This is a genomic window from Anabaena sp. 90 (assembly GCF_000312705.1).
In the GTDB taxonomy this organism is placed as follows: domain Bacteria; phylum Cyanobacteriota; class Cyanobacteriia; order Cyanobacteriales; family Nostocaceae; genus Dolichospermum; species Dolichospermum lemmermannii.
In genome coordinates, this window is record NC_019427.1 from 2,663,740 (window position 1) to 2,689,256 (window position 25,517).

The following is a 25,517-nucleotide window of genomic DNA, read 5'->3' on the forward strand; positions in this document are numbered from 1 at the left end:
GAATATTAACGGTTATTTTTTTAACTGATTATAAACTCACTTCTAATTATGATGATGTTTATAAACTACATAGTCATATTTACATCACTCAAAAAGTAATTTCCTGACAATTTGACAAATTTTTTCTAGGGATTTTGCGGTAGTCATTTAATTTTAATTGGACACCTTATCCTGTCAGCATTTCTCCCTTATTTACCAGATTTGTTCTGTGGGAAAATTATCAAATTCAGGTTTGATATCTCGGATCATCAGTTTATCTAACGCTTGTCTGGGTGTAACTGCTCCTTCAAGTAGTTGATAAACTTGTTCAGTAATGGGAATAGCAATACCTCGTTGTTGGGCAATTTCCATTAATACCCGACAAGTGTTCACACCTTCGGCTGTACCTGGAAGATTTGCCAGAACTCCAGGCAGCGTTTGTCCATTGGCTAATTGATAACCAACTTGATAATTACGGCTTAAAGGGCTGTTGCAGGTTGCTAATAAGTCCCCTAGACCAGATAAACCATAAAATGTTTCCGTTTTCGCACCTAAAGTATTACCGATTCGTACCATTTCGGTTAACCCACGGGTGACTAGGGCAGCTTTGGCATTTGTGCCTAAGTGTAACCCATCACATACACCAGCGGCGATCGCTATCACATTTTTCAGTGTTCCTCCTAATTCTACGCCCACAGGGTCAGGGTTAGTATAGACACGAAAGCGACTGGAGGAAAATACCAATTGGACTGTTTGGGCAGCTTTGGTATTTTTACTCGCTACTACCGTTGCTGCTGGTAATTCCTGGGCAATTTCCTGGGATAAATTCGGACCCGATAAGACCACAACAGGAGAATTAGGAAAAGCTGCTTGCCAAATTTGCGAAGGTGTGTATGTAGTGTGTGGTTCTAGTCCCTTAGTTGCAGTCACAAAGATTGTCTGTGGAGACAGGGGGCAAGATTGCACCATAGAGGCCACATCTCTGACCCCTTTCATAGAAATAGCCGACAAGACTATTTGAGCATTTTTATTTTCTAATACTTTTTCTAGAGGTTGCGAGTCAGAACGTGACCATAAATGCACCTGATAATCATTAATAGCTGCTAATTTAGCCAAGGCTGCACCCCAAGCCCCCGCACCAAGAATAACGACAGATTTTGAATTTGGTAATTGGTGATTGGTCATTGGTGATTGGTAATTGGTGATTGGTGATTGGTGATTGGGGTAGAACAACTGACCACTGACCACTGACAACGAACAACTGACTATCTGGGATAACGTTTCATTAATTCTCTGACTTGTTCTGCATGATAGGAGCTTCTTGTCAAGGGTGAAGAAACAACTTGTAAAAATCCTAGTTCTTCCCCAAAAGTTTGCCAGGCGGCAAATTGCTCAGGTGTTACAAAATCAGATACTTGTAAGTGTTTTTGACTGGGTTGGAGATATTGCCCAATTGTCAAAATATCACAATCTACTCTTCGTAGGTCTTCCATGACTTGGCAAATTTCTGCATCTGTTTCACCCAAGCCGACCATAATACCAGATTTGGTGTAAGTGCTGGGAGAAATTTGGCGCGAGCGCTGTAATAATTCCATTGTCCGCTCATAATTTCCTTGGGGACGCACACGGCGATATAAGCGGGAGATGGTTTCTGTGTTGTGGTTAATTACTTCTGGTTTAGCTTGGAGAATGATTTCTAAAGCTTGCCAATTACCGCATAAGTCGGGAATTAATACTTCTATTGTTGTATGAGGCGAAACTTCATGAATAGCATTAATACAGTGGACAAATTGAGATGCACCACCATCAGGTAAATCATCTCGGTTAACGGAAGTAATCACGACGTGATTAAGCTGCATTCGCCGCACTGCTTCTGCTAGTCGTGTCGGTTCGGTGGGATCTAATGCTTGGGGTTTCTTTTCAAAATCAATATCACAGTAAGGACAAGCCCTGGTGCAAGCTGGACCCATAATCAAAAATGTGGCAGTACCCGCGTTGAAGCATTCCCCAATATTGGGACAGGAAGCCTCTTCGCAAACGGTATTCAGGGCTAAATCCCGCAAAATTTCTTTAACGTTACCAACACGCTCCCATTGAGGCGCTTTTACTCGCAACCAGTCTGGTTTTACAGTCACAGTCTACTTTTACCATTTTAGTTATACAAATCTTATGGTAGCAAGCAAAGACCTTTGTGGAAAAGAGAAAGTTTGTTATTTTCTGCTGATTGTGGTAATATCTTTTTATAATGCCATTTTTGTGGCGGGATGTGGCGCAGCTTGGTAGCGCACTTCGTTCGGGACGAAGGGGCCGCTGGTTCGAATCCAGTCATCCCGATTTTGAACTTTACAGCACTTACCGGTGTTATGAGGTACATATATAGCGGGCAAGATGCCCGCACTACAAGAGTTTTTAAAGGCAACTCGTTGATTATAAATTAACTATACAATAGTTTATGGCTGCATGAATTATGTTATGCCTACGGCACGCTGCGCGAACGCGCAGAGGTACAAAGGAGCAAAGGCGCAAAGGTTAAGATTTTTATTTTACCTCTTAGGTGTAGAATTTTAGTCAAGTTATTAATAATAGAAATTCTAGAATAAAGCTAAATGTTTGAACAAACTTTTAAAAATATTGATGATGTTCTCTGGAAAGAGGCAGGTTGTACTACAGAATTAGATTACACTGAGCAAACTTCATGGCTACTGTTTTTGAAGTATTTGGATGATTTGGAGCAGGACAGAGAAGACAAAGCCAAATTAGCGGGGGATTCCTATCAGTTTATCATTGATGAAACCCATCGTTGGTCTGTTTGGGCTGCACCTAAAGATCAAAATGGGAAATTAGATCAAAATCATGCGCTGACTGGTGATGATTTGATTGATTATGTCAACCGCAAGTTATTTCCATATTTACAGGGTTTTAAGGAACGAGCTACTAGTCCAGATACGATAGAATATAAGATTGGCGAGATTTTTAGCGAGATTAAAAATAGGTTTCAAAGTGGTTATAGTTTGCGGGATGCTTTGGAATATATTGATGAATTAAGATTTAGATCCCAACAGGAAAAACATGAGTTATCCCATCTCTATGAAGCGAAAATCAAGAATATGGGCAATGCGGGGCGTAATGGTGGGGAATATTATACACCACGTCCTTTAATTCGGGCAATTATTCAGGTTGTTAAGCCGAAAATTGGGGAAAAAATTTATGATGGTGCTTGTGGTTCTGCGGGTTTTTTATGTGAAAGTTACGACTATTTAAGACAGGGTTTCGGCTTCGCTCAACCCAAGGGTAATCTGACAACTAAACAACTGGAAATACTCCAGAAAAATACTTTTACGGGTAAGGAAAAGAAGAGTTTGGCTTATGTCATTGCGATCATGAATTTGATTTTACATGGCATTGATGCGCCGAATATTATTCATACTAATACTTTGACGGAAAATCTTAGTGATGTTCAAGATAAAGATCGTTTTGATGTGATTTTAGCAAATCCGCCATTTGGAGGGAAGGAACGGAAGGAAGTACAGAATAATTTTAATATTAAAACTGGAGAAACAGCGTTTTTATTTTTGCAGCATTTTATCAAAATGTTGAAGGTTGGCGGTAGGGCGGCGGTAGTTATTAAAAATACCTTTCTTTCTAATTCTGATAATGCTTCGCGGGCTTTGCGTCAAGAGCTTTTGAGTAGTTGTAATTTACATTCTATTTTAGATTGTCCTGGGGGGACTTTTATCGGGGCGGGGGTGAAAACTGTTGTTTTATTCTTTGAAAAGGGAGAACCTGTAGATGCTATTCAGACAACACCGATTTTTAATCAAGGGAAGTCTATAAATGAACAAATGGCGACTCGGAAAATTTGGTATTATCAATTAGATCCGGGGCGGAATATGGGGAAAACTAATTCCCTGAATGATGATGATTTACAGGAGTTTGTGGAGTTACAATCCACTTTTTCGGAATCGGAAAAGTCTTGGTTGGTGGATGTTACGGATATTGATCAGGAGAGTTTTGATCTGTCGGTGAAAAATCCGCATAAGGGGGAGGAAGCAGCTTTACGAGAACCCCAGGAAATTTTGGATGAAATTGCAGTTTTGGATGGGGAAAGTGCGGAGATTTTGGCAAGTATTTTACAGTTGACAGTTAACAGTTGATGGACTGTGTTAGGCTTATTTTTGGTGTCTTTTTTTTGTGATGAGGTACTATGAAAAATATCAAAATCATTGTCGAAAAACACGCTGATGGTTATGTTGCTTATCCTTTAGAGGTTGTTTGAAAAGTATTATATGAAACCCATAATCTCCAAAAACCTAACCCCCCTTCCCCCCTTCCCTACAAGGGAATGGGGGTTTTAAAGCCTCTCCCCTGGTAGGGGAGAGGTTTGGAGAGGGGTCTGTTTACACATTAAAAACTTTTAAAACATCCTTTAGGTATTCAGGGGGTTGTAGTGGGTGAGGGTGATACTTATGAAGAGGCTTTAAATGATGTGCGTTCGGCTATTTTATTTCATATTGAAACTTTTGGAGAATCGGTGCTTGAATCTGAATCTTCAATACTAGAGGCTTTTGTGGCAGAGGCAACGGTATAATGACAAAGTTTCCGGTTGATGCTCCTAAAGCAAAAATGATTAAGAGGATGTTTGAAAAGTTTTGAATGTATAGACTGACCCCTCTCCAAACCTCTCCCCTTGCAGGGGAGAGGCTTTAAAACCCCCATTCCCTTGCAGGGAAGGGGGGTAGGGGGGTTAGGTTTTTGGAGATTACGGGTTTGATATAATACTTTTCAAACAACCTCTAAGGTGCTTGAAAGTTTTGGATTTTCAATAGTACGAGAAAAAGAGCATATTTCTATGATTAGACAAAATTCTGATGGCACAAATACTCCTTTAACTTTACCAAATCATAAACTTATTAAAGGTTCTACTCTCAGAAGTATCTGTACTCAATCTGGTATTTCACGGGATGATTTTATTGCTGCTTATGAACAAGATTAGAAATATATTTGCTCTGATTGGGGGATGTTGTGAGTGAGATAAGTTCTCAGGATTATGCTAATTTCTGCTATGAGATTAAACAGCGAATCCGCGATCGCCAATTGGCAGCTTTACGCAGTGTAAATCGGGAATTAGTGCGGCTATATTGGGAAATTGGCGAGTTAATTCATCACAAGCAGGAAACCCTGGGCTGGGGTAAATCTGTGGTGGAAACTCTAGCGCGAGATTTACAAGGTGAGTTTCCAGGACGGAATGGGTTTTCGGCGGCAAATTTATGGTTTATGCGCCAGTTTTACGGTGAATATGTGGATAAGCCAAATCTCCAACCATTGGTTAGAGAAATTAGTTGGACGAAAAATCTGATTATTTTTAGTCGTTGTAAAGATGATTTGGAGCGGGAATTTTATCTCCGGGCTACGGCTCGTTATGGCTGGACAAAGGCGGTACTTCAGCATCAAGTAGATAATAAGAGTTATGAGAAATATTTACTGAATCAAACTAATTTTGATGCCACTGTAACCGATGATATCAAGGCACAGGCGGTACTGGCGGTTAAAGATAACTATACCTTTGATTTTCTGGATTTGGCGGATCAACATTCAGAACGGGATTTAGAGCAGTCTTTGGTGCAGAATTTACGGGGGTTTCTGTCTGAGTTGGGGGGTGCGTTTGCGTTTATTGGTAATCAATATCGGCTGGAGGTGGGTGGTCAGGAATACTTTATTGATCTACTATTATTTCATCGTCGGTTACGCTGTTTGGTGGCAATTGAGTTGAAAATAGGTGATTTTAAGCCGGAACATAAGGGCAAAATGGAATTTTATCTGGAGGCTTTGGATTGTCAAGAAAAGATGGAGGGTGAAAATCCGCCGATAGGAATGATTATTTGTCGTTATAAAAATAAAACGGTGGTGGAATATGCTTTGCGAACGGCTTCCCGTCCGATTGGGGTGGCGACTTATACGATTGTACCGCAGTTGCCTGATGCTTATCGTGAGCAGTTGCCTAGTCCTGAAGAGATTGCTAAACGGTTAAGATTATGGCAGGAGGGTAGTAATGATGAGTAGTGAAGAGATGGAATTGATGGTTGATAGTAGACGGTTGCCAGTGGGGTGGAATATAAAATATTTAGATGAACTTTGTGAAAACCTAGATAGTAAAAGAATACCTATAACAAAATCTTCAAGAAAATCTGGCAATATTCCTTATTATGGTGCTTCGGGTATTGTTGATTACGTTGCCGATTATATCTTTAATGAAGATTTACTTTTAGTGTCTGAAGATGGTGCAAATCTTTTGGCAAGAACCTATCCAATAGCATTCTCAATTACAGGGAAAACGTGGGTAAATAACCACGCTCATGTACTCCGATTTAAAGAAAAAATCACACAAAGTTTCATTGAATATTATTTAAACTCTATATCCCTTGAGTCGTATGTAAGCGGTATGGCTCAACCAAAACTTAATCAAAAATCGCTAAACTCAATAGCGATTCCTATTCCCCCACTTCCAGAACAAAAGAGGATTGTAGCGATCGCAGATGAAGCATTTGAGGGGATTGATAGAGCGATTCGTAACACGGAAAAAAACCTCTCTAATGCCCGCGAATTATTTGAAAGTTATCTAAATTCAAAACTACTGCCTATAGTCTCCAGTAATTTAACACAAACACTTTCATCTGTTACCGATCTAATTGTTGACTGTGAACACAAAACTGCTCCTACTCAAGAAACAGGAATTCCATCAATTCGTACTCCTAATATTGGTAAAGGTTATCTAATTTTTGACAATGTAAATCGTGTTTCAGAAGAAATTTATGAACTTTGGACAAGACGAGCCAAACCAGAACCAGGAGATTTAATTTTGGCAAGAGAAGCACCCGCAGGAAATGTTGGTGTTATTCCTGAAGGATACAAAGTTTGTTTAGGACAAAGAACTGTACTAATACGACCAAATAAAAAGAGTGTAGATTCTCAATATTTAGCTTTCTTATTACTGCATCCACTCATGCAGAAACGACTCTTGGCTAAATCTACAGGGGCAACAGTTCAGCACGTAAATATGAAAGATATTCGTGAACTTGCCATAAATGAATTACCACCAATTCAGACACAAAGAGACTGTATAGAAGATTTAAAACAGTTAGAGTCACAATCCAACCGCCTCGAAAGCATCTACCGCCAAAAAATCGCTGCATTAAAAGAACTGAAACAATCCATCCTACAAAAAGCATTTACAGGAGAACTCACAGCAGATAAAGGGGAAAAATAGAAAAGATGATAAAAATATTTTGTCTGAATCAGGATGCTCAGGATTTAAGGATGTACAGGATGTTTATTGATATAATCAAATAGTATTTATTTCTGACAGAAAACGAGGAAATCAATCCTGAAAATCCTCAAATCCTGGAAATCCTGATATGGCTAACGCCACGCTACGCTATCAGACAAAAAATGTCCTGGCTGTTTATTGATATTATAAAATAGTATTTATTTCTGACAGAAAACGAGGAAATCAATCCTGAAAATCCTCAAATCCTGGAAATCCTGATTCAGAGGGTGTTTGAAAAGTTTTAGGCTGTGATTTTAGGCACTTACAGATCCCCCCTAACCCCCCTTGCTAAGGGGGGAACTAGAGTCAAAGTCCCCCTTTTCAAGGGGGATTTAGGGGGATCTAAAAATATTTGATACACCATGAGGGACTTTTCAAACATCCTCTCAGACAAAAAATGTACAGGATGTTTATTGATATAATCAAATAGTATTTATTTCTGACAGAAAACAAGTAAATCAATCCTGAAAATCCTCAAATCCTGGAAATCCTGATATGGCTAACGCCACGCTACGCTATCAGACAAAAAATGTCCAGGCTGTTTATTGATATTATCAAATAGTATTTATTTCTGACAGAAAACGAGGAAATCAATCCTGAAAATCCTCAAATCCTGGAAATCCTGATTCAGAGGGTGTTTGAAAAGTTTTAGGCTGTGATTTTAGGCAATTACAGATCCCCCCTAACCCCCCTTGCTAAGGGGGGAACTAGAGTCAAAGTCCCCCTTTTCAAGGGGGATTTAGGGGGATCTAAAAATATTTGATACACCATGAGGGACTTTTCAAACATCCTCTCAGACAAAAAATGTACAGGATGTTTATTGATATAATCAAATAGTATTTATTACCGACAGAAAACAAGTAAATCAATCCTGAAAATCCTCAAATCCTGGAAATCCTGATATGGCTAACGCCACGCTACGCTATCAGACAAAAAATGTCCAGGCTGTTTATTGATATTATCAAATAGTATTTATTTCTGACAGAAAACGAGGAAATCAATCCTGAAAATCCTCAAATCCTGGAAATCCTGATTCAGAGGGTGTTTGAAAAGTTTTAGGCTGTGATTTTAGGCAATTACAGATCCCCCCTAACCCCCCTTGCTAAGGGGGGAACTAGAGTCAAAGTCCCCCTTTTCAAGGGGGATTTAGGGGGATCTAAAAATATTTGATACACCATGAGGGACTTTTCAAACATCCTCTCAGACAAAAAATGTACAGGATGTTTATTGATATAATCAAATAGTATTTATTACCGACAGAAAACAAGTAAATCAATCCTGAAAATCCTCAAATCCTGGAAATCCTGATATGGCTAACGCCACGCTACGCTATCAGACAAAAAATGTCCAGGCTGTTTATTGATATTATCAAATAGTATTTATTTCTGACAGAAAACGAGGAAATCAATCCTGAAAATCCTCAAATCCTGGAAATCCTGATTCAGAGGGTGTTTGAAAAGTTTTAGGCTGTGATTTTAGGCAATTACAGATCCCCCCTAACCCCCCTTGCTAAGGGGGGAACTAGAGTCAAAGTCCCCCTTTTCAAGGGGGATTTAGGGGGATCTAAAAATATTTGATACACCATGAGGGACTTTTCAAACATCCTCTCAGACAAAAAATGTACAGGATGTTTATTGATATAATCAAATAGTATTTATTACCGACAGAAAACAAGTAAATCAATCCTGAAAATCCTCAAATCCTGGAAATCCTGATATGGCTAACGCCACGCTACGCTATCAGACAAAAAATGTCCAGGCTGTTTATTGATATTATCAAATAGTATTTATTTCTGACAGAAAACGAGGAAATCAATCCTGAAAATCCTCAAATCCTGGAAATCCTGATTCAGAGGGTGTTTGAAAAGTTTTAGGCTGTGATTTTAGGCACTTACAGATCCCCCCTAACCCCCCTTGCTAAGGGGGGAACTAGAGTCAAAGTCCCCCTTTTCAAGGGGGATTTAGGGGGATCTAAAAATATTTGATACACCATGAGGGACTTTTCAAACATCCTCTCAGACAAAAAATGTACAGGATGTTTATTGATATAATCAAATAGTATTTATTTCTGACAGAAAACAAGTAAATCAATCCTGAAAATCCTCAAATCCTGGAAATCCTGATTCAGACAAAAAATAATGAACGAAGCAGAAACCCGCGCCGAATTAATAGATCCTGCCCTCACAGCCGCAGGTTGGGGAGTTATTGAAAATAGCCGTATTCGCCGCGAAGTCATCGCCCCTGGTCGTTTAATTGGCAACAGTAAACGGGCAAAAGCAGACATCGCCGATTATGTATTAGTTTATCGTGGGGAAAAACTCGCCGTTATTGAAGCCAAAAAACGCGACTTACCCGACACCGAAGGTTTAGGACAGGCGAAAAAATACGCCGAAAAATTACAAACTCGCTTTGCTTACTCTACCAATGATATTGGCATCTACCAAGTAGATATGCACACCGGGAAAGAAAGTTATATAAATCAATATCCCACCCCCCATGAGCTATGGGAAGCCACCTTTAATGAGTTCCCTGAGCGACTTGCCCTGAGCGAAGTCGAAGGGAGTCGAAGGGAAGCAAATACATGGCGCGATCTTTTTGCAGCTATCCCCTTTGAAGATAAAAGCGGTACGTGGGAGGCTCGATATTATCAACATAATGCTATCAAATATGTTTTAGAAGCGATCGCCCAAGGACAAACCCGCATCTTATTAACCATGGCCACAGGTACAGGTAAAACCTTTATCGCCTTCCAACTGGCATGGAAACTGTTTCAAAGTCGCTGGAATCTCAGTCAAAAACCCACACACCGCCCGCGAATCCTGTTTTTAGCAGATCGCAACATTTTAGCCAATCAAGCCTACAATTCCTTTTCCGCCTTTCCTGATGATGCCCTAGTCCGCATAGACCCTGAAGAGATTCGCAAGAAAAAACGAGTCCCCAAAAATGGCAGCGTCTTCTTTACCATTTTCCAAACCTTCATGACCGGAAAAGATCAAGAAGGTAATCCCACTCCCAAATTTAACGACTATCCTCCCAACTTCTTTGATTTTATCATTATTGACGAATGCCATCGAGGAGGAGCAAAAGACGAAAGCACCTGGCGAGGCATATTAGAATACTTCTCACCCGCTGTACAACTGGGACTCACAGCCACCCCCAAACGCGAACACAACGCCGATACCTACGCTTATTTTGGTGATCCAGTTTATATCTACGCCCTCAAAGACGGCATTAACGACGGGTTTTTAACTCCCTTCAAAGTCAGACAAATCGAAACTACCCTAGATGAATATACTTACAGCCTTGATGATGATGTCATCGAAGGTGCAATAGATGCAGAAAAAACCTACATTGAAAGCGACTTTAACCGCATTATTGAAATTCAGGAACGGGAACGCTACCGGGTGCAATTATTCATGACAGAAATCAACCAAAATCAAAAAACTTTGGTATTTTGTGCTAACCAAGATCACGCCCTAGCAGTGCGAGATCTAATCAACCAAATGAAGATTAGTAATAATCCTAATTACTGTGTACGGGTAACAGCCAATGATGGGAAATTAGGAGAACAACACCTGAAAACTTTTCAAGATAATGAAAAAAATATTCCCACTATTTTAACAACTTCTCAAAAACTTTCTACCGGGGTTGATGCTCGCAATGTGCGGAATATTGTCTTAATGCGTCCTATCAATTCCATGATTGAATTTAAACAAATTATCGGTCGGGGAACGCGTTTATATGATGGAAAAGACTATTTTACTATTTATGATTTTGTCAAAGCTTACGAGCATTTTAATGATCCTGAATGGGACGGAGAACCCCAAGAACCTGTGATAGTTACCCACAGAAAAGAACGGGAATTATCTCCATTTGATCAAGATAGAAAAACAGATCAAGATCCAAAAGAAAATATAGAAATCTCAACTCCTAAAACCATTAAAATTAAATTAGCTGATGGGAAAGAGCGGACTATTCAACATCAGATATCTACCAGCTTTTGGAGTCCAGACGGTAAACCCATGAGCGCGGAAGAATTTATAGAACGTCTTTTTGGGGAAATTCCCGAATTATTCAAAAATGAAGCCGAATTAAGAACTATTTGGAGTCGTCCAGATACTCGTAAAGCCCTATTAGCAGGTTTATCAGAAAAGGGTTATGATTCAGAACAATTAACAGAAATTAGTCGGTTAATTAATGCTGAAAAAAGTGATTTATATGATGTATTAGCTTATATTGCTTATGATTCCACACCTATTAGCCGCAAAGAACGAGTTTTAGCCCATAAATCCTTAATTTTCTCTCGATATATTGGTAAACAGCAGGAGTTTCTCGACTTTGTTCTAGATCAATATATTAAAGATGGAGTAGAGGAATTAGATCGGGCTAAATTACCACAACTGTTAGAGTTGAAATATCATACTGTTAGAGATGCTGTGACACAATTAGGAAGCGTTGCTAATATCAGCGAAGTATTTATCGAGTTTCAACAATATTTGTATTCCCAGAACAAAGCAGCTTAATACAGCACTTCCCGGTGTTATGAGGTACTTATCTAGCGGGCAAGATGCCCGCACTACAAGAGTTTCATGATTCAACTTTGTACCTCATAAGAGCGGAAACCGCTGTATTTTAGATCAGTGGTTCTCTTCATTCTATGTGAATTATTTGCTTTCCGATAATCCCAAGGATCAATAAATTTTCGATCACTCCAAATACCAATCCTTTGTTTTTGCGCTTGTGCTTCGGCTTGTTGAATAATATCCCTACTAGGACATTTGCTTAAATAGGGACGATATACTTTAGCTAATCCTTCTTTTAACAAGACTTCCTGTAAAAACGTACCATCTTTTGAACGAACTTCAGCAACTTTTCTCCCATAGCGATCGCTATCTGTAATATTTAACTTTACACGATTATCTGTTTGTTTAATCAGTTCCTCTATCCGTGTTTTCGCTTTCATACCCCAAACAAACTGATTGACATCTTGAGTAATTTTACTCTTCTTTTCTGTCTGAGAATGCGCTATTTCTGGAGCATCAATACAAGCAAACCGCACCGTGAACTTTTTACCATCAGCACTTTTCAATATTAATGTATCACCATCACTTACTCGTTCCACTAGCTCACCTTGAGGAGCAAACAAACTATCACACGCTATTAAGCTAACTGCAATCATAGCTGCACCTAGCCAAACTAATCCTTGTTTCACTAATTTATTCATTAGACATCTCCAAAGACAATTTAGCCTGTTATTGTGTAAAATTGCGCTAAGTGGGTCAACATAATAAAACCAAATTGTGTAAAGAAAAGTAAAATCTCCAAAAACCTCTTCACTCTTGCCTCTTGCCTCTGGTTACTGAGCGAAGTCGAAGTATTGCCTCTTGTCTTTCCACAACGATAATTTTTAACGCCGACCTACTTAGAATTTATTCAACTGTTACCGATTTCGCCAAATTCCTGGGTTGATCTACATCCAAACCCCGCCGCGCCGCAATATGATAAGCTAACAATTGCAACGGAATAACCGTGAGAATTGGAGACAGAATTTCCTCAACTTCAGAAACCGGAATTAAATCATTAAAAATCTCCGCCGCTTCCCCATCTTTAACAGAAGTTATCCCAATTAACCGGGAATCTCTGGCTTTTGCTTCTTGAGCGTTAGAAATTACCTTTTCATATACACTACCAGGAACAGCGATCGCTACTACCGGAACTTTCGCATCTAACAACGCAATTGGTCCATGTTTCATTTCCCCTGCTGGATATCCTTCCGCATGAATATAACTAATTTCCTTTAATTTCAAAGCCCCTTCTAACGCAATGGGAAAATTAATTCCCCTACCAATAAAGATAAAATCTTTGGTTTCTGAAAAATCATGTACTAAATGTTCAATATAACGTTCTTGCGTTTCTAAAATCGCTTCAATTTCCCCTGGTAACTGACGTAAACCTGTAAGAATTTCCTCAAATCTCGAATCACTAATTTCCTGACGACGATAAGCTAAATCTAAAGCCAAAGCATAAAACGCCATTAATTGTGCCACAAAAGTTTTCGTTGCCGCCACACCAATTTCAATTCCCCCATGAGTATTGATAATATTCGCCACCATATTACCTAAACTACTTTCTGGACGATTAGTAATCCCCAAAAGTCGTACTTGATACTTAGCTTCCTTCCCTTGTCGGCGGTCTTTTTCCATAGACAAAGCTGCCAAAGTATCAGCAGTTTCTCCAGATTGAGTTACGCCAATAGTCAAAGTATGAGGCGTTAGCGGTGATGGTGCATACCGAAATTCCGAAGCATATTGTACCTGAGTAGGAATTCCTGCCAATTGTTCTAATAAGTATTTACCTACTAATGCAGCGTGCCAACTTGTACCACAAGCGACAATTTGAATTTGTTCTAAATCTGCATAAAAATCTGCCGGTAAATCTAATTTTACTGGTGATTCCGAACTAGCAGGGAAATAAGCCTCCAAACAATCCCGCACTACTCCCGGTTGTTCATAGATTTCCTTGAGCATAAAATGTTTGAATCCCTGTTTTTCCACCATAATGGGATTCCAGTTCAAAGTGCGGGGATGCTTTTTTAAGCGATGTCCAGCGAAGTTATAGACCTCCACGCCTAAAGGAGTCAAACGAGCAATTTCGCCGTTTTCTAGGGACAATACAGCGCGGGTATAGGGGGCAATCGCCGGGGTATCGGAAGCACAGAAAAACTCACCTTGGCCAAAACCAATGACTAAAGGCGCTTGTTGGCGAACTACAATCAACTCATCGGGGTAGTCAGCAGAAATAGCCGCAATAGCATAAGCCCCCTCTAATTTACTGACAGCTTCCTGCACAGCGTCTAAAAATACTGAAGGGGAAAGAGGATTTTCAGGAGAATGCTTTAAACACTCAGCAATCAAATGGGGAATTACTTCTGTATCTGTTTCTGAACGGAATTCATGTCCTAATGCTTTTAATTGTTCCCGCAATTCTCGATAGTTCTCAATTATCCCATTTTGTACCACTGCTATCCGCAATGCCGTATCTAGATGAGGATGGGCATTGTACTCTTCTGGTTTACCATGAGTTGCCCAGCGCGTGTGACCAATCCCTATTTGGGCAGGATTTTCGATTTGTTCCAGTTTAGAACGCAGGTTGAGTAATTTGCCTTTAGCTCGGACACAATGCACGTCACCTGCTAAAATAGTGGCAATTCCGGCTGAATCGTAACCTCTATATTCTAATTTTTCTAGTCCAGCCAGTAAAATATCTGTCGCTGGCTGAGTGCCTATATATCCAACTATTCCACACATTGCTTAAACCACTCCGGTTTCAGGATGATTAAATTTTAAGTATAGTTGCTGGAATTGGTGATTGGTCATTGACAACTGACAACTGTACGGGCGAAGCATTTGGAAGATAAATTATTGGTAGTTGCGAGACATGCTTCTCCAAATGCTTCGCCCCTACCAACTGACAACTGTACGGGCGAAGCATTTGGAAGATAAATTATTGGTAGTTGCGAGACATGCTTCTCCAAATGCTTCGCCCCTACCAACTGACAACTGTACGGGCGAAGCATTTGGAAGATAAATTATTGGTAGTTGCGAGACATGCTTCTCCAAATGCTTCGCCCCTACCAACTGACAAAAAATGCTGAGGAATGAGGGAAGAATCTTGATGTTTCTCCCGTTTTCACTCCTCAGCACTAAAGTACCAAGAATTTAGAAATGAAATTCTTAGTAAGCCAAGCCCATGCTGCGAGTTGTTTCAGCGCCTAGATAAACGCGAATACTCAAGAAATCGGTGGGGCAAGCAGTTTCACAACGCTTACAACCTACACAGTCTTCGGTGCGGGGAGAAGCAGCCACTTGAGCAGCTTTACAGCCATCCCAAGGAACCATTTCTAGCACGTCCGTAGGGCAAGCGCGGACGCATTGTGTACAGCCAATGCAGGTGTCGTAGATTTTAACGGTATGAGACATTTAAAAAACTGCTCCTTGCGGGTGTTCTTCTGGAGTGAAAGAATCATAATCAAGGCATAGTTTACCCCAGGGCTTGATAGCTTGTAAGCAAAAGGCTACATAACTTTAAACAATGTAATAGACACTTTAGATAATTTATCTACTAAGATCGCTGTTATCTAGCTGTAATCAGGAACATCGCCATCAAGTGTTTACCCAACTCACTCTCTTCCCCAGATGGCGAATTGTAAAGATGTGTAAATTAATAGTCGTTTTTTAGAGGTTATCTATCATACCCATTATCTATAATCTATAGATTGATTAATCCTGGTCGAGTTATGATGAATCCCCAACAATATTAAAGGTTATAAAATAATTAATTATGAGTGAAGCTTTATTGAGTGTTGAAAATCTCCGTGTGGCTTATCCGCGACGGAGTGGAGAGGTAGAAAGCTGGGCGATTGATGGTGTATCTTTTATTCTCAAGCCTGGCGAAAGAATGGGATTGGTGGGAGAGTCCGGTTGTGGTAAATCCACTATTGGAAAAGCGATAATGCGTTTATTGCCTGCCTCTAGTCGCGTTGAAGGAATAGTAAATTTTCAAGGAAAACCTGTATTAGATTTAACACCAATTAAGATGCAAAAGTTTCGAGGTGAAGAGGTAGCTTTGATTTTTCAAGACCCCAGGACGCGCCTTGATCCATTGATGACAATTGGGAATCACTGTATTGAAACTCTACAAGCCCATTTACCGGAATTATCGAAACAGCAAGCGAAGGAAAAGGCTTTAGCGACTTTGGCAAAGGTGAAAATTCCCGCTAGTCGTTGGAGTCAGTACCCCCATGAGTTTAGCGGGGGAATGCGTCAACGGGTAGCTATTGCTTTAGCTTTACTTTTAAGTCCTAAGTTAATTGTGGCTGATGAACCAACGACTAGTTTAGATGTGACTGTTTCTGCTCAGATTCTCCAAGAACTAACGCGACTGTGTGCAGAGGAAAATATGGGATTATTATTAATTTCCCATGATTTAGCAATGGTGGGGGAATATTGCGATCGCATTGGGGTAATGTATCAGGGTAAAATGGTGGAAATGGGAAAAACGGAAACTGTATTTGCTCATCCACAACATGAATATACTCAATCTTTATTAAAAGCCGCTTTACATATTCAAAAGGAAGAGGGAACACTTCGACAAGCTCAGTGCATCGCAGGGAAAAGAGAACAGGGAACAGAAAAGGCAAATCCCATTTTAAAAATTACAGAACTCAAGCAACATTATACCATAGAACCGAATTTTATTGAACGGATATTTAAAGGAGAAGGACAAACGGTTAAAGCTGTAGATGGGGTTAATTTAGAATTGTATGCTGGGGAAATTTTAGGATTAGTTGGAGAGTCTGGTTGTGGGAAAAGTACACTTTCGAGAACTATCTTACAATTAATTAGTCCGACATCGGGAACAGTCGAATTTTTAGGACAGGAATTAACCAGTTTATCTCGGCAAGAAATCCGTTCTTCTCGGAGACAAATCCAAATGATATTTCAAGATCCTCATGCTTGTTTAAATCCAGCGATGACGGTAGGACAAAGTATAGCAGATCCTTTATTAATTCATAATATGGATATTGTTGTAAAAGCTAAAGAACAGGTTTTATGGATGTTGGAAAAAGTGGGTTTAACCCCAGCAGAACTCTATTATCACCGTTATCCCGCCGATTTATCTGGAGGACAACAACAACGGGTAGCTATAGCCAGGGCTTTAATTACTCGGCCAAAACTGGTAATATGTGATGAACCAGTGAGTATGTTAGATGCCAGTGTGCAAACACAAATTCTCGATTTGATGTTACAACTAAAAGATGAATTTAAATTAACCTATTTGTTCATTACCCATGATTTGTGGTTAGCGCGGTTTTTGTGCGATCGCATTGCCGTAATGAATGGTGGTAAAATAGTTGAATTAGGACAGACTAAGCAAATTTTTGCTCATCCTCAACATCCCTACACCCAAACCCTCTTAGCTGCTGCACCTTTATTAGCAAAAGCTTAATAACAACTAACAACTGTACGGGCGAAGCATTTGGAGAACTATTTTTGGCAATGACCGATAATTTATCTTCCAAATGTTTCGCCCCTACTAACAACTGACAACTGTACGGGCGAAGCATTTGGAGAACTATTTTTGGCAATGACTGATAATTTATCTTCCAAATGCTTCGCCCCTACTGACAACTGTACGGGCGAAGCATTTGGAGAACTATTTTTGGCAATGACTGATAATTTATCTTCCAAATGCTTCGCCCCTACTGACAACTGTACGGGCGAAGCATTTGGAGAACTATTTTTGGCAATGACCGATAATTTATCTTCCAAATGCTTCGCCCCTACTGACAACTGTACGGGCGAAGCATTTGGAGAACTATTTTTGGCAATGACCGATAATTTATCTTCCAAATGCTTCGCCCCTACTGACAACTGACAAAAATAATTAATGTCTAAAAATTTGCCTTCTAATTCTTATCAAAGAAATAGCTATTCCTCAGATAAATGGCAAGAGAGAATAGGACAAATAGCATATCGCTTTAATCATCAATATCAAAATCAGAAATTTGCAGTTCCCGACGAAGTAGAAGCAATGCCAATATTTCGAGAATGGATTAATGGCAGATTAAGTGAGAGAATAGTTTCACCATTTTGGGAAATTGCTCAACCTCAAAAAAACGAACATTGTTTAGATATTGGTTGCGGTGTCAGTTTTTTAATCTATCCTTGGAGAGATTGGCAAGCATTCTTTTATGGGCAAGAAATTAGTAATATAGCCAAAGACACCCTTAACTCCCGTGGTTCACAGTTAAACTCAAAATTATTCAAAGGTGTAGAATTAGGACCGGCTCACCATTTAAACTATGATCAAAGTCAATTTGATTTAGTCATTGCTACAGGATTTAGTTGCTATTTTCCTCTAGAATATTGGCAAGCTGTCTTGGTGGAAGTCAAACGAGTATTGAAACCAGGGGGACATTTTGTATTTGATATTCTTAATTCAGAACAGCCTTTAGCTGAAGATTGGGCTGTACTAGAAACCTATTTAGGTGCAGAGGTATTTCTAGAAACTGTCGCGGAGTGGGAAAAAACCATTAAAGTTGGAGGTGCTAAAATCGTTAAACGGCAATTAGGAGAATTATTCGAGTTGTACAAAGTTCGGTTTTAAGATAAAACTATCGAATAAATAGCCTCTTAACGCTGTATTATTTGGAAAGATTTTATCAAGAATTTTGCCCAAATAGCCGCAATGATGATCCGCCATGCCCTAGAATCTGATTTACCCGCCATTGTCGCCATTTACAACGCTGCTGTTCCTAGTCGCATGGCTACCGCTGACTTAGAACCTGTGTCTGTGGAAAGTCGTTTAGCTTGGTTTCAAGGACGAGTCCCCTCACAACGTCCCCTGTGGGTAGTGGACACGGATGGTGTAATTGCTGGATGGTTGAGTTTTCAATCATTCTACGGCAGACCAGCCTATTATTCTACCGCGGAAATTAGTATTTATATTTCCCCAGATTTTCAAGGACGTGGTTTGGGAAAACAACTTTTAGAAAAAGCCATCCAAGAAAGTCCCAATTTAGGTTTAAAGACGTTAGTTAGTTTTATTTTCGCTCATAATCAACCCAGTTTAAAATTATTTGCCTGGTTCGGTTTTCAAGCCTGGGGGAATTTACCGAAAATTGCTGATTTGGACGGAGTGGAACGAGATTTGATGATTTTAGGTTTGCGGGTAATGTAGTCAGGAAAGCCTTCAAACAAATATTCAGCCCCAGTGCTATAAATGACTGAAGGCTGAAACTATTGTATATGATATTGTTTTTAATGGCTCAGGTCAGATTTGAACTGACGACCCCAGGCTTATGAGTCCCGTACTCTAACCAACTGAGCTACTGAGCCACGTTGTTTTATCAACTTATATTAAGATAGCATAGAAATTTGCATCTGACAACTATCAATTTCCAAATTTTTGCCCCAAAAATAAAGAGAGGGAGTTTACCTCCCTCCATTAACCAGAGAATCACTTAATTCCAGATTATCTGCAATTAAATCCGATTTGGTAAGAAAGCGATAGGGTTAACAGCACCCTTGCCAGATGGATGAACTTCAAAATGAGTGTGAGGACCAGTGCTAAAACCAGTGCTACCCATAGCCGCAATTGTCTGACCTTGTTGCACTCGTTGACCAGGTTGCACCAAAATCCGGCTATTGTGTCCATAGCGAGTTAAACTACCATCCTCATGGCGGATATCCACAACGTTACCGTAACCACCGCTATTCCAGCCAGCCTTCTCGACTGTACCAGCAGATGCAGCATAAATGGGTGTGCCTGTTGAGTTAGCAATATCAATCCCTCTGTGCATTCTTCCCCAGCGCCAGCCATAGCCAGAGGTCAGAACTCCCTTAGCTGGCCAAATGTAGCCTGTAGCGGCAGAATTAGAGGGGAAACTGGGATTGTCTTCAGTGGTTTGAGGCAAGTGTATATCTACTGCTGCTATAGGTGGTAAAGCTGGAGAAACAGAAGTTCCTCGCAATTTTCCTAAAGAGTCAGACGCATTAGCACGAGCAGGAGGCACTGTCAACTTAATACCAGATGAATTGCGGGGAGAATTCCATCTCGCACCAGTTTTACCGGGCAGGAATTCTGGGTTAATCGGCTCATTGGTGGGAGCAGATGCTGTTACTAGAGTCTTGAGCGGTTGATGACTATAACTTGGCAATATTGCTTGAGGTACAGCAATCTGGATGGCATTGGCTTGAGACACTACCGAATTATTGGATGATTCAATAGCAACAGGTACAGACTGACTATTGTTTTCAGATCCTGTAACAGCCACACCAGCTTGTTGAGCGCGGTATTTATATCGCAATCTCTCAATTTCTGCTTGCAAGCTGCGGATACGTTCATTACCTTTGGCTTTAGATACCTTTTGCACGGGTTTTTGTGACCCATGCTTTTGGTAAGAAGCTCTTGGTAATGGAGCATCACCACCTAAGCCATAAGAGTCACTGGGTGTAGGTAAAGCCTGTGGAACAACAATAGAAATAGCAGTCTGTCCTTGGCTGTCTGTCTCTATTGGTGCAGGAACATTAATCCGGTTAGCGATACTAGGATAATTTTTCCGTTCTTGCTCACCTGTCACCACTGGGACTGGGATAGTCACACCAGGAGTTTCCGTCTGTTCTAGCGGCTCTATTACTCTTGGTGGAGGAACGGGAACGCTGGTATTGTTAGCAACAAATGATCTGGGGTTAAAACTAGGATTATTTAAAGAAGAATTATCTACCCGGCCAGAGGTTTCTAATATCTTGTTCGGAGGAATAATTAACCTTTGATTAATTTGCAGTTGATTAGGATCACTCAGATCATTAGCTCTAACTAGCTCAGAAACTGAAGTACCGTAATTGTTAGCAATTTCCGCTAAGGTGTCTCCAGGCTTAACTTGATATGTTGAGGGAGACAATTGTGCGACAACTTTTGTTGATGCTGATGCAGGTATGGGTATTTCCTGTATCGTCGGACTTGTTTGTTTATTCGGTTTCAACCGAGAAATAAGCTCGGATTGTTGAGAATCAGTCAAATTTTCCGATTGTTCTGGTACGGATTTATTAGCTACAGTGGTTGGTTGTGCTTCCTTAATCCCAGTTTTTAATAGATCTTGGGTTTGTTCAGACCGCAAATCTGCCAAACTATTTCTTAACCGAGTTGATTTTTCCTGTAAGCGATTCAGGGCAAACTCTTGCTGTGCTTTGAGTTGAGCATTAACATTACCGCTGGCTAACTCCCCTGCTGGCAAATTTTGGGTACTGCCAGTTACCGCTTCCACTTTAGACAACTGTGGCGCTGTCTCAGGCAGTTGGTTATTTATTGGTAATGTCGCTTGAACTGGACGATAGCTCACTTCCTGCCCTAGTTGAACAGAATTTCTATCAGCGGGATTGGCTGGGGAAATTACATTGGATGCAGTGCCTTCGACGGCTATGTTTTTGGTGGCAATTTGCCATTTAGCTTCAAGCCCAGGTACTTGTGAAACCACTGTTGGTTCCAATATAACGGGAGTTGCTACCGCGCCTGTTGGTGAGATGCTTGGGGACTCCAGTTTGGAGGTGGCAAATTTCATCTCAGTCTCGGAAACAACCGGCATTGTTGAAGCTGCTTTTTGACTGCCAACAGGAGCCGCTGCTTGGGCTTGATCGCTTTGTCGAGTCACCAAAAGGCTGGTTGCTCCCATTGATATTGCCAAGCCAACCATAGCTGCCCGATGAGTCCGCGCCCGGCGGGTCATTTTGGGATTGATCTCATAATTTGTTTGCTCTACCTGGGCATCATCGCCGCTGGGGGTATTGTTCAACACAGCCTTATCTCTTTTTTTCAATGCTCGTTTCAAAGACGACCTCCTAATGATCACTAGCGTTTAACTGATCTCGATTTTTAAGTTGGATATTAATTCATGATTGATCTCACATCAAACCATATATCAAGATCACATTCACCAGAGACACTTACGCAAGATTAACGTGCTTCTCTGATTTAAACAAGTTCTACACCTGACTAAACTTTCAAGTTTTTGGTGCTGTCTTGTCTAAGTCACTCCTCACAACCTAAAAATTCTCACTCTTGAGAGTTATCTCCACTCATTTTGCTACAAAACCACTGAACTAAACAAATATCATAACTTGGCTAGGTCTATTGTCTTTATTAGTTCATGAGCTTGGACAACTTCTGCAATAGCAATGATCCCGCTGTAGACGTTTTCAAGATTTTTTGACTAAATCCGTTTTATCAATAGGACACTTTACTTTTATTTTTCCCTAAAAAACAACCGTATACAACATCTGCAATTTTCGCATTATTTTGTTGTATTTCTGGATACAAAGTTATCCAAATCATTGAGAGTAATGGTTTTCGGTAATTTTCCTGTTTCGAGTCATCATCTAAAGAATTAACTAAATTCTATCCTTGGTGGTTAGATCACCCTGAAAATATCTATACAAATTTCTTATGTCATGTTAGCGGAGCTTATCAGTATTTATCACTATTCACCTTTTGCTTATGTATGTTATACAACATTATTATAGCAAGTTTTGGTGTGATTGATCTGATAGATATGTTTCTATCACACTTAATCCTAAATTTTTGTTGGTGAATATGAATTATTGTAAATAGCCTAACTGACGACGACATTCAAATAAACCTATGGCCACACTGACTGATAGATTCAGGCTACGAACACCAGGTTCATACATGGGAATATATAAGGTAGAGTCACAAGTTGAGAGAGTAGCTGCTGGTAAACCTGCTGTTTCACTGCCAAAAAGCAGCCAATCATCCGCTTGGAATTCAAAATTAATGTAGTTAAAATCACCACGAACACTAAAACCTAAGCATCTACCCCCACGTTGTTTTTGTACGCTTTGAAATACTTCTATGGAGTCATGATAATGGAATTTAACGTAAGGCCAATAATCTAACCCGGCTCGTTTCAGATAGCGATCGCTAATTTCAAATCCCAAAGGACCGACCAAATGTAATTCCGTGCCTGTAGCGGCACAAGTCCGGGCAATATTGCCAGTATTCGGAGGAATTTGTGGGTTCACTAAAACTATCTGGGGCATCTTTTGCAAATCTAAATTGTATATTAGGAAATTTCTTGCTGTCTAAAAATCTACCAAAATGTAGAGGCGATATATAGTTTTTTTTAATATGTTACGAAGTATTTTCCATTGATTATTTTTTTTAATCATTTCAGCGAGAGGAAATAAGAATCTGAGTGAGGAGAATATGTATCTTTGCCTATTCCCTCTTGCCTATTCCCTCTTGTCTGGTGTCTATTCCCGCACAGATGAACATAGTTTACTTTCTAGTTCGGTTTCCCGTTCTTGGGTAGAAATAATGGCTTGGGCAATTACACGCTGAATATCAACGCCTATTTTGTGTAGTTGTAACCATTGTTGAGCTTCATTACCTTCTCGGAGAATTTTTTGCAAGGGGGAGAGGAAACAACTAAAGCCCTGTTGTTTGGCAATACTCCAAACTTCATCATATATTTCTGCTATCCAATCTCTGGCAAGAATACTCCTACCATCTTGCCATCGCTGCAATCTTCCATCAAGACTGTCAGTAGCAGCGGCCATTTCGTTTTTCATGGTTAAGGTGATCAATTCTTCGGGAGAAAACGGACTTTGAGTTAAAGGATCAATAGCTGGGTTATTGATAATTTGGATTAACCGCGCTTCTAATAAAGCTGTCATTGCTAACAAAGCAATGGGATCTGTTACCAAGTCACAAATTCGCAGTTCTAAGCGATTTAAATCATAAGGACGGCGATCGCCATTTGGACGCACTGATACCCACAAATGTCGGACATTTTGCATTGTCCCAGATGCTAACTGTTCATTTACCCATTGAATATGATCCGCATGACTAGCAAATAAGGGGACATGATGGGGAGTTTGGGGAAATAGTCCCCAGCGGGTGGAATGATAACCAGTAGTTTTACTATTTAGGAAAGGAGATGAGGCACTCATAGCTAGGAATAGAGGTGCTTCCATTCTCATGATCCGACAGGCACGCATTAATACCTCTGGGTCACTGATACCAACATTGATATGGACGCTGGCAGTAACTACCTTTGTGCCATAGGTTTGTTCAATGTAATCATGATAGGGATTGGTGGGGTCAGAACGCAAAAAGAGATCGCTTCCTTGCAAAGATAATGTACTACCCGGTATCAAAGTATAATTATCCAAGCTTTGGAGATAGTTCCGCAACTCTTTTCTAGGACGTAGTAAAGCGCACAATAAATTGTCATAATTCATAGATGGTTGAGTTATATACTCCACATTCCGGCTATCCGGCTCACGCATAAATCCATCTAAATTTGTAGTAATTTGATCCGATAGTCCGACAATATCACCTTGATGCGTACCAGTGTACATCTCAATCTCAAAGCCTTTTAATAAGACCATATTATTCTCCAAAACTTCTTCTAATGTTCATAAATTGTATCTAATTAGACGATTTTTTGCATTTTTTATGTATATATAAATTTAAGTAAGGAAAAAGTCATCAGAATTACAAAAAAGGGAACAGGGAATAGGGAATAGGGAACAGATAAGAAACACTCATTTTCACCAGTTTAGAGCTTCAGTCAAAAAAAAGATGTTTTTAAAAGATGCGTAGCCCGAAAAAAACAGTGTCATTATTTCAATCTCATGCCATAATGCCATCTAGTAAAATCAGCAATATTAGAAATAACTAAAAAGTCAATAGTTTTAAATTGCTGATCAATAGCTGGTAAACTGCATACTTTAGCCCCAATATTTAGATATGCCTGAAAAATATTAGGAATTGATATATTAGACTTTTCTGGATAACTTTGCGGAATTTCTATCAAGTATTTTGCATGAGGACATACTAAAATATGAGGATGGATAAAATTATTTTGTTTTAAATAATTAAAAGTACAAGCTGCTTCTCGATGAGATTGTGTAAGTAAAGATGCACAGCCAAAAAAATATTGTTGTTTAGTCCAAAGTAAATAATTAGCTAATCCTTTCCACAGTAATAATAGAGTATGACTATTGCGGTACTTCTTAGCTATACAAGCACGTCCCACCTCAACAGAAGATTGAAGAACAGCATCAGGAATACCATGAAGATCAAATATATCAGCCGCATCAAATCCTAGATATTGAGCAGCCATTGTATAAGTTTGCATTCTATAAGTACCAATCGTTTCACCCGTATTTTTAGCAATGAGTAATAAATGATGACAAACTTGATCAAATTTATCTTGATCCATTTGGGCAATATTAGAATTAGATAATCCTAAACCGAGTTCTAAATTAAATACTTCAAATCGCAATTGGAAAATAGATTCTAGTTCTTGAGGATTTGCAGCTAGACGCAGGATATATTTATCAGTTTGCAAAATGGGAAAATCAGAAAGATGGAGTTGATAATTATTGTAGCGATCAGAAACTTTCATCTATTTTCCTACATAGATTTGTAAAATATTTGATAGAAGATACATCCCCGACTTGTTAAAGAAGTCGGGGATCTGGTTATTATCTTTTTTTCATTATGAGCTTAACTGCTCAAAAAATCTGGTAATAAGATACAAATTTAGTTATACAAGTAGATTAGCGTTAAAATTTGGCGTTAGAGACTTCCAAATAAAAAAATAGAGAAGAGGTTTTGGTCTTTTAGTA

The 25,517-nt window shown here is 39.7% G+C and carries 21 protein-coding genes and 2 tRNA genes; 10 read left to right on the forward strand and 13 right to left on the reverse strand.

Translation table 11 applies throughout. The annotated features are described in order from the left end of the window. Positions 1-192: 192 nt before the first annotated feature. Entirely contained in the window at positions 193-1,164 is a 972-nt protein-coding gene (locus ANA_RS11635) for an NAD(P)H-dependent glycerol-3-phosphate dehydrogenase (RefSeq protein WP_015080258.1), read from the reverse strand. Positions 1,165-1,244: 80 nt separating this feature from the next. Next, positions 1,245-2,114, reverse strand: a complete 870-nt coding sequence (gene lipA / locus ANA_RS11640; RefSeq protein ID WP_015080259.1) for a lipoyl synthase — start codon at positions 2,112-2,114, stop codon at positions 1,245-1,247. A 125-nt stretch (positions 2,115-2,239) separates the two neighbouring features. Here lipA and ANA_RS11645 point away from each other — a divergent pair. From ANA_RS11645 to hsdR, 7 genes are all read left to right on the forward strand, one after another. Then, a tRNA-Pro gene (locus tag ANA_RS11645) sits at positions 2,240-2,313 on the forward strand. Between the two features lie 272 nt (positions 2,314-2,585). Next, the gene (locus tag ANA_RS11650) at positions 2,586-4,133 is read left to right on the forward strand and encodes a class I SAM-dependent DNA methyltransferase (protein WP_015080260.1); all 1,548 of its coding nucleotides are present in this window, start codon (positions 2,586-2,588) and stop codon (positions 4,131-4,133) included. Positions 4,134-4,426: 293 nt separating this feature from the next. After that, positions 4,427-4,567: a hypothetical protein gene (locus tag ANA_RS26565; RefSeq protein WP_158310526.1), complete on the forward strand. Its 141-nt coding sequence runs from the start codon at positions 4,427-4,429 to the stop codon at positions 4,565-4,567. A gap of 210 nt (positions 4,568-4,777) precedes the next feature. Beyond that, positions 4,778-4,972, forward strand: coding sequence for a type II toxin-antitoxin system HicA family toxin (locus tag ANA_RS23575; RefSeq protein WP_015080262.1), 195 nt, complete (start codon positions 4,778-4,780; stop codon positions 4,970-4,972). Positions 4,973-5,001: 29 nt separating this feature from the next. Further along, complete coding sequence (locus ANA_RS11655) at positions 5,002-6,039, forward strand: PDDEXK nuclease domain-containing protein (protein ID WP_041458391.1); 1,038 nt, start codon at positions 5,002-5,004, stop codon at positions 6,037-6,039. Next, a complete protein-coding gene (locus ANA_RS26570; protein WP_158310527.1) occupies positions 6,029-7,243 on the forward strand; it encodes a restriction endonuclease subunit S in 1,215 nt (404 codons plus the stop codon). Before ANA_RS11655 ends, ANA_RS26570 begins: the two co-directional genes overlap by 11 nt. 2,197 nt (positions 7,244-9,440) lie before the next feature. After that, complete coding sequence (gene hsdR, locus ANA_RS11665) at positions 9,441-11,825, forward strand: EcoAI/FtnUII family type I restriction enzme subunit R (protein WP_015080266.1); 2,385 nt, start codon at positions 9,441-9,443, stop codon at positions 11,823-11,825. Between the two features lie 71 nt (positions 11,826-11,896). On the opposite strand, the gene ANA_RS11670 is transcribed toward hsdR, so the two are convergent. From ANA_RS11670 to psaC, 4 genes are all read right to left on the reverse strand, one after another. Further along, positions 11,897-12,526 carry a thermonuclease family protein gene (locus ANA_RS11670; protein WP_015080267.1) on the reverse strand — a complete coding sequence of 210 codons (630 nt, stop codon included), beginning with the start codon at positions 12,524-12,526 and terminating at the stop codon, positions 11,897-11,899. Positions 12,527-12,731: 205 nt separating this feature from the next. Continuing rightward, positions 12,732-14,609: a glutamine--fructose-6-phosphate transaminase (isomerizing) gene (gene glmS, locus ANA_RS11675; protein WP_015080268.1), complete on the reverse strand. Its 1,878-nt coding sequence runs from the start codon at positions 14,607-14,609 to the stop codon at positions 12,732-12,734. A gap of 28 nt (positions 14,610-14,637) precedes the next feature. Continuing rightward, the gene (locus ANA_RS27685; protein ID WP_168651943.1) at positions 14,638-14,793 is read right to left on the reverse strand and encodes a hypothetical protein; all 156 of its coding nucleotides are present in this window, start codon (positions 14,791-14,793) and stop codon (positions 14,638-14,640) included. Between the two features lie 242 nt (positions 14,794-15,035). After that, positions 15,036-15,281, reverse strand: coding sequence for a photosystem I iron-sulfur center protein PsaC (gene psaC / locus ANA_RS11680; protein ID WP_015080270.1), 246 nt, complete (start codon positions 15,279-15,281; stop codon positions 15,036-15,038). Positions 15,282-15,642: 361 nt separating this feature from the next. On the opposite strand from psaC, the gene ANA_RS11685 reads away from it, so the two are divergent. Continuing rightward, positions 15,643-17,310, forward strand: coding sequence for a dipeptide ABC transporter ATP-binding protein (locus ANA_RS11685; protein ID WP_015080271.1), 1,668 nt, complete (start codon positions 15,643-15,645; stop codon positions 17,308-17,310). Here the strand turns inward: ANA_RS11685 and ANA_RS27690 are convergent. Next, positions 17,231-17,428, reverse strand: coding sequence for a hypothetical protein (locus tag ANA_RS27690; protein WP_235081818.1), 198 nt, complete (start codon positions 17,426-17,428; stop codon positions 17,231-17,233). The two genes, ANA_RS11685 and ANA_RS27690, sit on opposite strands and share 80 nt — an antisense overlap. Beyond that, the gene (locus tag ANA_RS25950; RefSeq protein WP_041458017.1) at positions 17,373-17,735 is read right to left on the reverse strand and encodes a hypothetical protein; all 363 of its coding nucleotides are present in this window, start codon (positions 17,733-17,735) and stop codon (positions 17,373-17,375) included. Before ANA_RS25950 ends, ANA_RS27690 begins: the two co-directional genes overlap by 56 nt. 16 nt (positions 17,736-17,751) lie before the next feature. Here ANA_RS25950 and ANA_RS11695 point away from each other — a divergent pair, with 16 nt between their 5' ends. Further along, positions 17,752-18,471 (forward strand): class I SAM-dependent methyltransferase, encoded by a 720-nt coding sequence (locus tag ANA_RS11695; protein WP_015080272.1) that lies wholly within the window; start codon positions 17,752-17,754, stop codon positions 18,469-18,471. Between the two features lie 81 nt (positions 18,472-18,552). Next, positions 18,553-19,044 (forward strand): GNAT family N-acetyltransferase, encoded by a 492-nt coding sequence (locus ANA_RS11700; protein ID WP_015080273.1) that lies wholly within the window; start codon positions 18,553-18,555, stop codon positions 19,042-19,044. A gap of 84 nt (positions 19,045-19,128) precedes the next feature. On the opposite strand, the gene ANA_RS11705 is transcribed toward ANA_RS11700, so the two are convergent. The 5 genes from ANA_RS11705 to ANA_RS11725 all read right to left on the reverse strand — a co-directional run bounded on the left by ANA_RS11705 (position 19,129) and on the right by ANA_RS11725 (position 25,294). Continuing rightward, a tRNA-Met gene (locus ANA_RS11705) sits at positions 19,129-19,202 on the reverse strand. A 146-nt stretch (positions 19,203-19,348) separates the two neighbouring features. Then, a complete protein-coding gene (locus ANA_RS11710) occupies positions 19,349-21,691 on the reverse strand; it encodes a peptidoglycan DD-metalloendopeptidase family protein (protein WP_015080274.1) in 2,343 nt (780 codons plus the stop codon). 766 nt (positions 21,692-22,457) lie between these two features. Continuing rightward, complete coding sequence (locus ANA_RS11715; protein WP_015080275.1) at positions 22,458-22,919, reverse strand: tRNA (cytidine(34)-2'-O)-methyltransferase; 462 nt, start codon at positions 22,917-22,919, stop codon at positions 22,458-22,460. 213 nt (positions 22,920-23,132) lie between these two features. After that, positions 23,133-24,272 carry a glutamate--cysteine ligase gene (gene gshA, locus ANA_RS11720; RefSeq protein ID WP_015080276.1) on the reverse strand — a complete coding sequence of 380 codons (1,140 nt, stop codon included), beginning with the start codon at positions 24,270-24,272 and terminating at the stop codon, positions 23,133-23,135. Between the two features lie 233 nt (positions 24,273-24,505). Next, entirely contained in the window at positions 24,506-25,294 is a 789-nt protein-coding gene (locus ANA_RS11725) for a GNAT family N-acetyltransferase (protein WP_015080277.1), read from the reverse strand. Positions 25,295-25,517 lie beyond the last annotated feature (223 nt).

Coding starts and splice junctions, on each gene's coding strand:
- ANA_RS11635 (WP_015080258.1), bottom strand. CDS start 1,164: ATGACCAATCACCAATTACCAAATTCAAAATCTGTCGTTATTCTTGGT.
- ANA_RS11650 (WP_015080260.1), top strand. CDS start 2,586: ATGTTTGAACAAACTTTTAAAAATATTGATGATGTTCTCTGGAAAGAG.
- ANA_RS26570 (WP_158310527.1), top strand. CDS start 6,029: ATGATGAGTAGTGAAGAGATGGAATTGATGGTTGATAGTAGACGGTTG.
- hsdR (WP_015080266.1), top strand. CDS start 9,441: ATGAACGAAGCAGAAACCCGCGCCGAATTAATAGATCCTGCCCTCACA.
- ANA_RS11670 (WP_015080267.1), bottom strand. CDS start 12,526: ATGAATAAATTAGTGAAACAAGGATTAGTTTGGCTAGGTGCAGCTATG.
- glmS (WP_015080268.1), bottom strand. CDS start 14,609: ATGTGTGGAATAGTTGGATATATAGGCACTCAGCCAGCGACAGATATT.
- ANA_RS27685 (WP_168651943.1), bottom strand. CDS start 14,793: ATGCTTCGCCCGTACAGTTGTCAGTTGGTAGGGGCGAAGCATTTGGAG.
- psaC (WP_015080270.1), bottom strand. CDS start 15,281: ATGTCTCATACCGTTAAAATCTACGACACCTGCATTGGCTGTACACAA.
- ANA_RS11685 (WP_015080271.1), top strand. CDS start 15,643: ATGAGTGAAGCTTTATTGAGTGTTGAAAATCTCCGTGTGGCTTATCCG.
- ANA_RS27690 (WP_235081818.1), bottom strand. CDS start 17,428: ATGCTTCGCCCGTACAGTTGTCAGTTGTTAGTAGGGGCGAAACATTTG.
- ANA_RS11695 (WP_015080272.1), top strand. CDS start 17,752: ATGTCTAAAAATTTGCCTTCTAATTCTTATCAAAGAAATAGCTATTCC.
- ANA_RS11700 (WP_015080273.1), top strand. CDS start 18,553: ATGATGATCCGCCATGCCCTAGAATCTGATTTACCCGCCATTGTCGCC.
- ANA_RS11715 (WP_015080275.1), bottom strand. CDS start 22,919: ATGCCCCAGATAGTTTTAGTGAACCCACAAATTCCTCCGAATACTGGC.
- gshA (WP_015080276.1), bottom strand. CDS start 24,272: ATGGTCTTATTAAAAGGCTTTGAGATTGAGATGTACACTGGTACGCAT.
- ANA_RS11725 (WP_015080277.1), bottom strand. CDS start 25,294: ATGAAAGTTTCTGATCGCTACAATAATTATCAACTCCATCTTTCTGAT.